At 60.7% G+C, this 12,503-nt stretch carries 7 protein-coding genes and 1 rRNA gene; 2 read left to right on the top strand and 6 right to left on the bottom strand.

The window, feature by feature from the left end; genetic code table 11:
- Both HGA39_09125 and HGA39_09120 read right to left on the bottom strand, forming a co-directional pair.
- A 16S ribosomal RNA gene (locus HGA39_09125) occupies nt 1-119 on the bottom strand; the annotation flags it as partial.
- A 500-nt stretch (nt 120-619) separates the two neighbouring features.
- Nucleotides 620-1,828, bottom strand: a complete 1,209-nt coding sequence (locus HGA39_09120; protein NTW29504.1) for a tyrosine--tRNA ligase — start codon at nt 1,826-1,828, stop codon at nt 620-622.
- Nucleotides 1,829-2,032: 204 nt separating this feature from the next.
- Here HGA39_09120 and HGA39_09115 point away from each other — a divergent pair, with 204 nt between their 5' ends.
- Nucleotides 2,033-4,618: a PBP1A family penicillin-binding protein gene (locus HGA39_09115; GenBank protein ID NTW29503.1), complete on the top strand. Its 2,586-nt coding sequence runs from the start codon at nt 2,033-2,035 to the stop codon at nt 4,616-4,618.
- Between the two features lie 17 nt (nt 4,619-4,635).
- Here the strand turns inward: HGA39_09115 and HGA39_09110 are convergent, their stop codons facing one another.
- Nucleotides 4,636-7,053: a U32 family peptidase gene (locus HGA39_09110; protein ID NTW29502.1), complete on the bottom strand. Its 2,418-nt coding sequence runs from the start codon at nt 7,051-7,053 to the stop codon at nt 4,636-4,638.
- A gap of 125 nt (nt 7,054-7,178) precedes the next feature.
- Between HGA39_09110 and HGA39_09105 the strand changes: the two genes are divergently transcribed.
- Nucleotides 7,179-9,275: a PBP1A family penicillin-binding protein gene (locus tag HGA39_09105; protein NTW29501.1), complete on the top strand. Its 2,097-nt coding sequence runs from the start codon at nt 7,179-7,181 to the stop codon at nt 9,273-9,275.
- An 83-nt stretch (nt 9,276-9,358) separates the two neighbouring features.
- On the opposite strand, the gene argH is transcribed toward HGA39_09105, so the two are convergent.
- The 3 genes from argH to HGA39_09090 are packed head-to-tail and all read right to left on the bottom strand — an operon-like array spanning nt 9,359 to nt 12,477.
- The gene (gene argH / locus HGA39_09100; GenBank protein NTW29500.1) at nt 9,359-10,774 is read right to left on the bottom strand and encodes an argininosuccinate lyase; all 1,416 of its coding nucleotides are present in this window, start codon (nt 10,772-10,774) and stop codon (nt 9,359-9,361) included.
- 5 nt (nt 10,775-10,779) lie between these two features.
- A complete protein-coding gene (locus tag HGA39_09095) occupies nt 10,780-12,006 on the bottom strand; it encodes an argininosuccinate synthase (GenBank protein NTW29499.1) in 1,227 nt (408 codons plus the stop codon).
- A gap of 39 nt (nt 12,007-12,045) precedes the next feature.
- The gene (locus HGA39_09090; protein NTW29498.1) at nt 12,046-12,477 is read right to left on the bottom strand and encodes an ArgR family transcriptional regulator; all 432 of its coding nucleotides are present in this window, start codon (nt 12,475-12,477) and stop codon (nt 12,046-12,048) included.
- Between the last annotated feature and the right edge of the window lie 26 nt (nt 12,478-12,503).

The following is a 12,503-nucleotide window of genomic DNA, read 5'->3' as shown; positions in this document are numbered from 1 at the left end:
CGTGTTACTCACCCGTTCGCCACTCTATACACCCCCGAAGGGGCTTTAATCGTTCGACTTGCATGTGTTAAGCACGCCGCCAGCGTTCATCCTGAGCCAGGATCAAACTCTCCGTGGAATTTGTTTTTACGAGCTAAAGCTCGTAAATCACGAAGTGTGATCCGGTTCTATCCGGAGTGATCTACCTGCGCCGGTAAGGAAGCCGACGTGGTTTAGATCCGTACTATGTCATGCTGGTTTGGTCTTTTAACAGACCCTCTCAGCTTGACGGGTTCATTGTGTGGTTCGCAATGCGAACCTACTGGCTTGTCACAGTATCCGGTTTTCAAGGTTCAGGCTGCAGCGAAATCCAGCTTTGTAGTGCTTGCTTCCCGCTGCTCTCCGCTCGGCTTGCGTCGGCGGCAAGGGGATACTTTACGCACCCTCCCCCACAGTGTCAACACTTTGTTTGGACTTATTTCCCCAGCGTCCCGAAAGCCACCGGATATCGCTGCGAAAAGCCATCGCCTCATAGAAAGATGCGCCCTAGGGAACTTCAACGGTTCCGCTCGGCGCTCAATTGTCAAGACGCCGAAGCGCACGCGAAAGCATTTCGAATTGGTCCAACGAGGACACTCGTCTAGCTATTGTTCCTCGGCTTGGCGAAGCGGCGTTTACCCACCTGCAGTATGTGCCCATCCACACGCGCGCACGCGCACAAATATATGCCCGGCTTCAACGACGCTCCATCAAGCTTGACCGCGCCTTGGTCAATCATCCTGCGGCCTTCGGAGGTCGAAGTCACCAGACCCAGTTCGTGAAGTAGCCCCGGAAGGTAGACTTCGTCAGACAGAGCAACAGGTATCTCAGGTAAGTCCGCGGGCGCCTGATGGTCCTTGAATACTCTATCGAACGCGGCTTCAGCATCGATGGATGCATCGGCGCCATGGTAGAGTGCCACGATTTCTCGCGCGAGTCTGCGCTTGGCCTGGTTGGCCGGCAACTCCCCCGCGCCAATGGCTGCACCGATTTTGTCGACTTCGGCTACGGGCAAAGATGTGCAGAGCGTGTAGTACTTCAACATGAGCCCGTCTGGGATGGACATGACTTTACCGAATATTTCCTCAGGCATGTCAGTAAGCCCTATGTAGTTGCCGTACGACTTGCTCATCTTCTGAATGCCATCGGTCCCCTCGAGCAGTGGCAGGGTCAGGGCCACCTGCGGTTCCATAGCGAGCTTCTCCATGAGTTCTCGCCCCGCCAGCAAATTGAAGAGCTGGTCGGTGCCGCCCAGTTCCACGTCTGCTTCGATGACAACCGAGTCGTATGCCTGCGCAACTGGATACAGGAACTCATGGAGCGAAATCGGTTGGCGATCGGAGAATCGCTTGGAGAAATCGTCACGTTCGAGAATTCGGGCCACCGTGAATCTGCTCGCCAGACGCTGCAAGTCGGCGAAGCCGAGCTTGCCGAGCCATTCGGAATTGCGTCTTAGCTCCGTCTTCTGCGGATCCAGGATTCTGAAAGCCTGATCCACATAGGTTCGCGCATTCTCGTTGATCTGCTCGAGCGATAGCGCGGGCCGCGTGGTGTTTCTGCCCGAAGGATCGCCGATCAACGCCGTGAAGTCCCCGATGATCAGTACCACCGTATGCCCGAGGTCCTGAAACTGCCTCAACTTGCGCAGGGGCACGGCGTGCCCGAGATGCAGATCCGGCGCCGTAGGGTCGACGCCAAGCTTGATGCGAAGGGGGGCGCCCTTCTTGAGCTTGCGCACCATGTCGGCATTTGGAACGAGATCGGCAATGCCGCTTTGTATGATCTTGAGCTGCTCGTCGGCAGAAAGCAAAGGTCGTCGTCCTTCCAGCAATGCGGGAACCTTCCAAGACGTCACCATGACGTTTATAGCCGGCTCGATTGGTTCGCAACTTGCATGTCATACTACCAGAGTACCGGCCGAGGCCGAGCGCGCACCAAGCGCCAACTGTGCGCCGTATGTGTTGATGCCCGTCAACTGCAACGACGAGGCTCTCAAACGAAGGGCAACCACCGCATGACAGAATATCGTCCCCGTCGAAACAGCGGCGATGGTCGCTCGGCAGGTTCGCGCAAGTCAGATGCGCGAAGTACGCCTCGCGCCCGCAGCGGCTCAACGGCTCCGCGCCACACGTCGGCGACCCGTCGTCCTCCAACGAGCGCTCCTCGAAAGAAAGGGCGGCGGACCCCCAAACGAAGGGGACGCATCCTTCGCTGGGTCCTGCTGTGCGCTGCGATCGCTGTTGTGTTGCTCGGAGGGCTGGGCGGCGTAGCGTATGCGAGGCTGGACTCGTCTCTGCCTGACCCCGACCTTACGCAAGCTCGAGGACGGGACCAGACCACCACAATTCTCGATCGCAACGGAGTGGTCCTGGCCAAGTTGTATGCCGATCAGAACCGTGTGGACAAATCCCTCGCGAAGATGCCCGCAGCGCTTCGACAGGCGGTGATCGCCACAGAGGATCAGCGGTTCTACCAGCACAGCGGAGTCGACCCGATAGGAATCCTTCGGGCCCTCGTAAACGACTACGTCCTCCGCAAACCCCGACAGGGCGGTTCCACGATAACCCAGCAGTACGTGAAGAACGCATTCGGTTCAACCGACGTGTCCTTCAAGCGTAAGATCATGGAAGCCATGCTCGCAAGCAAAGTCAACAAGCTCTACAGCAAGGATCAGGTACTTGAGCTTTATATGAACACGATCTGCTTTGGCCACGGTGCGTGGGGCGTAGAATCGGCTGCGCAGCTCTACTTCGGCAAGAGTGTGGAGAATCTCACCCTAGCCGAGTCAGCCATGCTTGCGGGTGTCATTAAGTCCCCGGGCACTTACTCTCCCTACGTTGACCTCACGGCCGCAAAACAGCGGCGCGACACCGTCCTGTCCCAGATGCTGTCGCAGGGATACATCTCCCAAGCGGACTACGACGCCGCTGTCGCGACTCCGGTCAAACCCGTCGGCCTCAAGTCGGCTGCGTCAAACGCTCCCTACTTCGTGCAGTGGGTCACGGCTCAGCTTGTGGGGATGTACGGGGACGACGTGCTGTACCGCGACGGTCTCACGATCACAACGACGCTCGATCTGACCACGCAGCAGGCTGCCGAGAAGGCAATTGCGGATACGCTGAACAAACCGGAAGACCCCTCGGCGGCTCTGGTCTCGATCCGTCCGGGCACGGGAGAGGTTCTCGCAATGGTCGGCGGCCGCGACTTCAAGACCCAGCAGTTCAACGCAGCCGTGGGCAAGGGACGTCAACCGGGGTCCACCTTCAAGCCTTTCGTTCTGATCACGGCGCTGACGCAGGGGATCAGTCCGGAACAGACCTACTCATCTGCCGCGATTGACCTGCCAGTGGGCAATGAGATCTGGAGTGTCAAAGGAGAGCCAGGCGGCACTGGTGAGCCATTGCGCCTGAGGGTCGCAACCGAGCAATCGGTCAACGCGGTGTATGCACAACTTGTTATTCAGGTGACACCCCAGAAGGTTGTCCAGACGGCCGAGAAGATGGGCATCCACACGGGAATCTCGCCAGTTCCCGCAATCGCACTGGGTGTCATGGACATGAATCCCCTGGAGATGGCTGCTGCCTACGCCACTTTGGCCACAAACGGGACCTACGCAGCGCCATACGGCATCACCGAGGTCAAAGACGCTGCAGGCAAGGTCTTGTACTCGGCGAAGCCCCAGACCAGCCAAGTGATCAATCCCGCGATCGCGTATCTGACCACGGACATCCTGAGAGGCGTCATCAGCAAAGGAACCGGCACCGGCGCTCAAATCGGCCGCCCTGCCGCCGGCAAGACCGGCACGACCGAGAACAACGCCGATGCGTGGTTTGTCGGCTACACCCCGCAATTGGCGACAGCAGTCTGGATGGGATATGTGGACTCGCAGAAGCCCATGACGAATGTCCATGGGAAACTGGTCACCGGAGGCTCATTCCCGGCAACCATGTGGGCCAAGTTCATGAAGGCCGCCCTAGCCTCGACCCCGGCGCAGGATTTCACTCAGCCATCAGGTCTCACGAAGATCACGGTGTGCCAGGATACCGGCCTTGCTGCAACCGCCAGCTGTCCCAAGACAGCAGACTCGCTCTTCCTCGCAGGAACTCAACTCACGTCTTGCACTCTGCACGTAGCACCCACTACCATCACGATGCCCAACCTTGTGGGCATGACCAAGGCACAGGCGTTGACGGCGCTCAGCAACCTGAAGTTGGCAGCGACTATATTCGAGAAGAGCGTGAGCGGTGTGACGGCGGGCACGGTTGCCGCACAGACTCCAGCGGCTGGAAGCTCAGTCACAGAGGGAGCTGCTGTTACCGTGACAATTGCCGCAAGCCCCGCCGACAAGGCACCGACTGCGGAGTTCTCCATACCCGTCACTGCAAATGTCAATGAATCCGTCGCTATCGACGGCTCACTTTCGAAGGACGACGGAACGGTCGTCGAATGGTACTGGGAGTTTGATGATGGCACCCTGCCGAGCAACGGAACGAAAGTGACTCACCAGTGGAAGACCACCGGCGACCACAAAGTCACTCTCAAGGTGACCGATAACAGCGGCCAGGCGACCACGATCACAAAGACCATCAAGATACAGTAGCGTTTGGCGCTTGAGCTTCAGATCGCGCCTCTGAAGAAATGCCCTGTGGTGGTTGCCACTCCATCGTCGCGCCGTGGAGGCACACTCCCCGCAAGCGCGATCCCCAGGGCCATCCGCACCCGCCGGACCTGCTGCGCGGCCTCCTGAGGCGACTCGACTGCCAGATCGAGGCGCAGTGCCTCAACGCCCGTCGCCAGCAGTTCAGGCAATGCCGCAGACAGATCGAGGGGGACCGCGTTGTAGATATGCGTGCGTCCCGTGGTGTCGGTCTGAATCGGGAACTCGTAGTCTTTTCGGTCCCGAAGGGTATGCTTCGTCCTGCGGCGCGAGCAGGTGCCGCAGGACCTCTTACAATCGCCCTCAGCCATCAGCACGCAGTGCTCGGTAACCATGACTTCGTGGTGGCCGTATACGGCGATTCCGACTGGGACCTGCGAGGCGGAAACGATCTGCTCGATCTGGTGACCGGACAGTTCCGGCGAGAGCCAGACCAGCGATGCCCCCATCCCCGCAAGCTGCTCCACCGAAAGCGAGTTCAAAGCGTTTAGGGACCAATGCGCCTCCGTGGCTGCGCCCCGACGTGAGGCCTCGGCAAGCAGGCCGAGATTGCCGACCACGACTCTTCCCCCTTCTCGCACATGGGAGAGTATGGCCCCGCATTCCCGATCGTGGGCAATACGCGGCAGCAGGGGAACCATGCCCGGAAGCTCGGCATCGTGTGGCCTGAGTGCATAGGTCGGGATGTGGACGAAATCAGCTCCGGCCTCCAAACATGCTTTGGCCACGTCCGAGTCCTCCACCGCCGCAAAGACAAGCGGCTGTCTCCGGGGTGCTCTCGACCGTCCCCCCATCACCGCGGGAACCGCGGGATGGACGCGCCGCCGGTCTCGCCACGGCGCAAGCAAGGCGCTCTCGTAGGCCTCAATGGCGTCTCGGCGCACTCGGTGCAGCGCCGAGAACCCCACTCCGACGTTCGGTGACATCTCGAGATTCCACGCCTCTATCCAATATGGAGTTCCGCCCAGGCGCCCGATGTGCTCGGCGACTTCCTCGGCAGTCACGGCTTTGGTGCGAGCAGGCTCAACAATCGGGCCCTCGGCCACCCCGACTACGCCCCGACAGTCACGCACCTCGACGCTGAGCGGACTGGCCGCGACAACACGCACCGAGAACGACAGCGGCATCGAATCGGCATCACCGGAGGCGGCAAACGTGCGCCGAGCGGCTTGAGTGAGCGATGCATTGCGTACACGGAAGACCCTGTCCCCGGCAATGGCGGAATGCTCGAGCCTCAGCGCCGCCCGTGCCCCTGCCGGGACAGCGCGAACGACCGAACCAGCCAGTTCAAGGGGGCCGGCCGCCTGGGCAAAGCGACCGGCTGAGGTCCAGAACTCCAACGTGTCTTCGGCATCGACCGAGATTCCGAAGTCAATCGTAGCCAGGCCGCTGGCAACTGAGACGACACGCCCAACGGGAACGCCACGATTGTTGGGTCGCTGGTAGCTCATCATGGCGTTCCCGCGCTCACCGACAAGGTACGCCTGCGAGAATCCGCGCGAGAACGATTCCTCGAGTACCGCCTGCTCTCCGTCCCGTACCGAGAAGCCTTCAGGATCGGCGACCGCGCGGTCGAGAGCCGCACGGTAGGTGCCTGTCACGAGCGCGACATACTCGGCGCTCTTCATGCGACCTTCGATCTTGAGGGCCGCAACCCCGGCCCTGACGAGATCCGGAAGCATGCCTATGCCGGCAAGATCCTTCGGCGACAGCAAGTGGGCACCCGGCGTCTCGATTGGTGCGCCTTCGCGGTCCAGCAGCTCGTAGGGCAGGCGGCACGGTTGAGCGCAGAGCCCGCGGTTGGCACTGCGTCTGCCGATCACCGACGACATGAGGCACTGCCCCGAGTGGCACACACAGAGTGCTCCATGGACGAACGTTTCTACTTCGATGTCGTCTCGGCGGGCGAAGGACGCAATTTCCTCGATGGAGACCTCGCGCGCCAGGGTCGCCCTGCTGACCCCCATCGATGCAAGCGTTCCAAGCGTCATTGAGTTGTGCGCGTTTATCTGCGTCGATGCATGCACCCGGACATGCGGCATAGTGCGATTGATAGCGAGAAGCACACCCAGATCCTGTACGATGACCGCATCAATTCCCGACTCCCACGCCCTGTCCACCATGTTCAAAATGTCGGTCAGTTCGTGCTGCAATACGACCACGTTCGCAGTCAGGTACACTTTAACCTCGTGCAAGTGCGCATACCGACAGGTATCTGACAGGGTTTCCAGCTTGAAGTTCTCGGCGCCGCGCCGTGCGTTGAACTCCTCGACGCCGAGGTACACCGCATTGGCACCATTCGCCACAGCGGCTCGAAGCCCCTCAAGGGAACCGGCGGGGGCAAGAAGTTCGGGGGCATCTGTCCGAGAAGCGGTCACGGTTTCTCCGATACTGATTGACAGGCCGACAACAAACCTGGCCGATGGCATGCATTTCGCCCGGTAGAGCACCAATGTAACATCACTGTTGGATTGCGAGGAGTATGTCGAGAAGACGCGCGAAGGTGCGCCGCAACAAGAAGGCGCCGTACGGCAAGATCGCACTGGGTATCGGCACGGCGCTGATCGCCGGGTTGATTGTTGTTGCGGTTATCGCCTCAATGGCGGTGCTGACGCTTGTTCAGGGGTGGCTGAAGGATCTCCCCGACTACTCGTCGCAGACCGCCTTCGACGTCACGCAGCCTACACGGATCTACTCGGCGGACGGAGTATTGCTCGCAAGGCTTTACCTCCAAGACCGCGAATCTGTGGCGATGTCGCAGATTGCGACCGATCTGGCGGACGCCTTGGTCGCAGTCGAGGACGAACGCTTCTACCAGCATGTTGGCGTGGATCCGGTGGGTATCCTGCGCGCGGCGGTCACAAACACGAATTCCAACGCAAGCACTCCTCAGGGCGCGTCAACGATCACCCAGCAGCTGATCCGAAACACCATCCTGATCGATGAGCGCACCGACATCACGCTGAAACGCAAAGTCCGCGAGGCTTTCCTCGCGCTTGAGATCGAGAAGAAGTTCAGCAAGCAGCAAGTGTTGGAGATGTATCTCAACACGGTCTACCTCGGCGAAGGCGCCTACGGCGCCCAGTCCGCCGCCCGGATCTATTTCTCGAAGAACGCGAGCGAATTGACTCTGGCTGAATCGGCGACTATCGCGGGATTGGCCCAGGCGCCAAGCGCCCTTGATCCCTACACAAACCCCAAGGGAGCGTTAGCCCGCCGAAATATCGTCCTTGAGCAAATGCTCGATAACAAGTACATCACTCAGGCCGAGTACGAGGCCGCCGTCGCGGTACCGCTCGTGCTCAAGCGGAACAACGAGCCTACTGAGGGAATCTACGCGGCGCCGTACTTCGTGTCCGAAGTCAAGAGGCAGCTCCAGCAGCAGTTCCCGCAATCGGTTGTCTTCGGAGGAGGGTTGACCGTCTACACAACCCTCGACACCCGTCTTCAGGGCTACGCCGAGCAGTCCGCACACGCCACGCTCAGCACGCCGCAGGATCCCGAAGTCGCGCTCGTGTCCATCGATCCTCAGAACGGCTACGTCAAGGCACTGGTTGGTGGCCGGGACTACAGCCAGAGCAAGTTCAACCTAGCCACACAGGCGCTCCGGCAGCCGGGTTCTTCGTTCAAGACATTTGTGCTCGTGACCGCGCTCGAGCAGGGGATGCCTCCGACCTTCGAAATCGACTCTTCATCCCCTGCCACCTTCGCGGTCACCCCCACAGAGTGGGTGGTGAACAACTCGGAAGGTGGAGGCTCGGGCATGATGTCACTTGCCAGCGCCACAGCCGGCTCCGTGAACACCGTGTTCGCTCGCGTCGCCATGGCGCTGGGGATCAAGAATGTGGCTGCAACCGCCAAGAAAATGGGGGTCACCACCCCCATTCCAGAGTACCCGGCCATCGCACTTGGGGCCGCCGGTGTCACCCCCCTTGAAATGGCTTCCGCGTATGGAACGTTAGCGACCGGCGGGATCCATTACGCACCGACGATGATCACGAAGGTGACGGATCGCACCGGAGCGACGGTCTTCGAAGCAAAGCCCACGGGCAATCGTGTGGTTACACCGGAGATCGCTAGGGCAACGACCGACCTCCTCAGCGGCGTCATTGACTACGGAACGGGCACCCGTGCCGATATCAATCGTCCTGCGGCGGGCAAAACCGGTACCAGTGAACAGAGTCGCGACGTGTGGTTCGTCGGCTACACGCCGCAACTGGTGACCTCGGTCTGGGTGGGATATCCCACCGAGCGCACGATCTACGTCAACGGCACTGTCGCGTACGGCGGGAGTGTCTCGGCACCGATCTGGGCGGCTTATATGAAGCTGGCCTTGGCGGATCAGCCGGTGCTCGATTTCCCGTCAGCTGGAACTCCAGCCTACGACGCATCGAAGTTCAACATACCTGTCACCGTGGGATCACTTACGCCCGACATGATCGAGTACGTGTGGTCGGATCTCCCGATCGGTACGATCATCAGTCAGAGGAACGTCAACGGCAAGATCATAGTCACCGTGTCAAGCGGCCCCCAGCCCACGATACCGAGCGTTCCAACCTCGGGCACCGGCGGGTCAGGCCCAACGACACCTACTCCCTAGGAGTGAGAGCGCGCTTCCGACCCGGAGATCCCTCGGGGGAGTTCGGGTCGGAAGTCCTGCTCGGCCTCGTCACCGGGATGCCATCAGCCGGTAACGGACTCGAGCCACGCCTTATCGGCCGCAAGAACATCGCGCGCGGCATCGAACTGAAGAGCGACGGCTTCATGTCCGGTGCCACCGGTGGTGATCCGGCGCGCGACGACCTTGTCGATGTCCACGGCTTCCAGGACAGCCGGTCCGAGCTCCGGCGCGTGCGCCGCGAACTCCTCGGTGGTAAGGCTTTGGAGAGTGCGACCCTGACGTTCGCATGCAAGAACGAGACGCCCGACGACCTCGTGGGCCTGACGGAACGGCATGCCCTTGCCGACGAGGTAGTCCGCCACATCCGTGGCTGCCATGAATCCGCCTTCGGATGCGGCGCGCATGCGGTCCTCGTTGACCCGCATGGTCGAAAGCATGCCAGCCATCACGCGGAGGGACGACGATACCGTGTCGATCGCATCGAATACCGGCTCCTTGTCCTCCTGCATGTCCTTGTTGTACGCCAGCGGCAGCCCCTTCAGTGTGATCATGAGCGACGTTAGATTGCCGATTACCCTGCCGGTCTTGCCGCGAACGAGCTCGGCGAAGTCCGGGTTCTTCTTCTGGGGCATGATGCTTGAACCCGTCGAGAACTCATCTGAGAGCGTGACGAAGCCGAACTCGTCGGTCGACCACAGAACGATCTCCTCGGCGAGCCTTGAGAGGTGCAGCTGGCACACCGAGCACGCATAGCAAAGGTCGAGGAGAAAGTCGCGATCCGACACCGCGTCCATGGAGTTCGCCGACACCTCGGCAAAGCCGAGTCTGGCGGCAACATACTCGCGATCCAGCGGGTATGTCGTCCCGGCGAGCGCGGCACTGCCGAGCGGCAGGACGTCGGCGGCTTCGCGGGCGTGACGCAGCCGCGTCAGATCGCGCGCGAACATCCACGAGTACGCGAGCATGTGGTGGGCGAACAGCACCGGCTGCGCCTTCTGCAGGTGGGTGTATCCCGGCATGACGGCGGTTGAGTTATCCTGCGCGACGCCAATGAGCACCTGCCGTAACTCGATCACGGCTTCAGCGAGTTCGGATGCCGCGCGTTTCGCGTACAGGCGCGTGTCGGTGGCAACCTGATCGTTGCGGCTGCGGCCGGTGTGAAGCCGTGCGCCTGCCGGGCCGATCCTCTCGGTCAGGACGCGCTCGATCGCCATGTGGACGTCCTCGTCGCCGAGAACCCACGCGAAGGTGCCCGCCTTGATCTCGCGGTAGATCGCCGAGAGGCCAGTTTCGATCGCATCGGCATCGGCCTCGGTGATCACGCCTTGCTTCGCCAGCATCCGGGCATGCGCGATCGAGCCGCGGATGTCCTCGGCCCACATGCGCTTGTCGACAGGCAGTGAGGCGCCGAACTCCTCGAGGAACTTGGCAGGGGATTTCTCGAACCGTCCGCCCCAGGGCGTCTTGGCGTCAGCCACGATCTTTAGACCTCCCCTTCCTTGCCGACTTTGCGGCGCTGGCGGGCCCAGACCTTCGTCGGCAACCCCCACAGCTCGATGAAACCGCGGGCCGCCTTGTGGTCAAAGGAGTCAGCGGCATCGTACGTGGCGAGATTGTAGTCATACAGGGAGTAAAGGCTGCGACGCCCGACGACCACGCAACTACCCTTGAAGAACCGCAGCCTGATATCGCCCGTGACAAGCTTCTGGGTGGTGTCAATGAAGCCATCAAGCGCCTCTTTGAGCGGAGAGAACCACAAGCCGTTGTAGACGAGTTCGGCCCATTTCTGCTCCACACCCAGCTTGTAGTGCAATACCTCACGCTCCAGACACAGGTCTTCAAGCGCCTTGTGAGCCTGGATCAGCGTCAAAGCGCCCGGGACTTCGTAGACCTCGCGACTCTTCACTCCGACGAGGCGGTTTTCGATCATGTCGATGCGACCGAAGCCATGTCGACCGGCGATGTCGTTCATCGCAATGATGATCTCGTGAAAACTCGCGGTCTTGCCGTCGATAGCGACCGGCAGGCCTTCCTCGAAGCTGATGATCACATACTCGGCCTCGCTGCACGCGTCGGCGCGGGCGTCGCTTGTCAGCGTGTAGATGTCCGCCGGCGGTTCGATCCACGGATCCTCAAGCTGCCCGCATTCGATGGCTCGGCCCCACAGATTGTCGTCGATCGAATATGGGCTGTCTTTCGTGGTCGGTACCGGAATCCCGCGCTCGGCCGCATAGACCATCTCTTCGTCACGCGTCCGAAGCTCCCAGTCACGGACCGGAGCGATCACACCCAAGTCCGGATCCAGCGCCGCGACTCCGACCTCGAAGCGCACCTGGTCGTTGCCTTTGCCGGTGCAGCCGTGCGCAATGAAACGCGCGCCGTGCTTATGAGCCTCCTCGACGAGGTGCTTCACAATGATCGGCCTGCTCATCGCCGAGAGCAACGGGTACTTGTTCTCGTAGAGCGCATTGGCACGCAGCGCCTTGGCGAGAAATTCCTCGACGTACTCCTCGCGAACGTCTTTGCACACGGACTCTACCGCGCCGATGGTAAGCGCCTTCTGGCGGACGAACTCGAGATCCTGACGCTCCTGTCCAACGTCTACGACAAGCGTGATGACGTCAAGGTCGTGATTCTCCTTGAGCCACTGAATGGCAACAGACGTATCAAGACCACCGGAGTACGCCAGAACTACTTTCTCCCGAGCCATGTGCGATTCCTTTCCGATAACGGTAACGACCCGTCTGCTCTAGACGGCGCCGCGAAACTTGTCGAGTGTGTCCACGAGCAGCCGTGCTTCGGCCTCGCCGACTGTGATCACCAGGATGGTGTCGTCGCCGGCGACGGAGCCGAGGATTCCGTCGATTTCGGCCGCATCAAGTGCCGCGGCAACACCGGAAGCGGTGCCCGTCGATGCCTTCACCAGCACAAGATTGCCGGTCTGCTTCACGTCAAGAACCAGGTCCGAGACCATCCTCTGCAGATGGAGATCCTCAGCAAGCACGTACACTCCCTCAGGAAGCTTCTTCAAAGACATCTCGGTGATGTCACGCGAAACCGTGGCCTGCGTGCACACGTAGCCTTGCTCCCTCAGCATATCCACCAGCGTGCGCTGCGTCTTCACGCGCTCTGCGCGGACGATGCGACGAATGGCGTCCTGTCGTTCGATTCTTTTTCTCATGTGTGCCATTCCCTTTGACGTCGTGC

The sequence above is a fragment of the Coriobacteriia bacterium genome, from assembly GCA_013336165.1.
Classification (GTDB): Bacteria; Actinomycetota; Coriobacteriia; order Anaerosomatales; family JAAXUF01; genus JAAXUF01.
The sequence above is the reverse complement of the archived record's forward strand: the minus strand, read 5'-3'. Positions and strand labels throughout refer to the sequence as shown.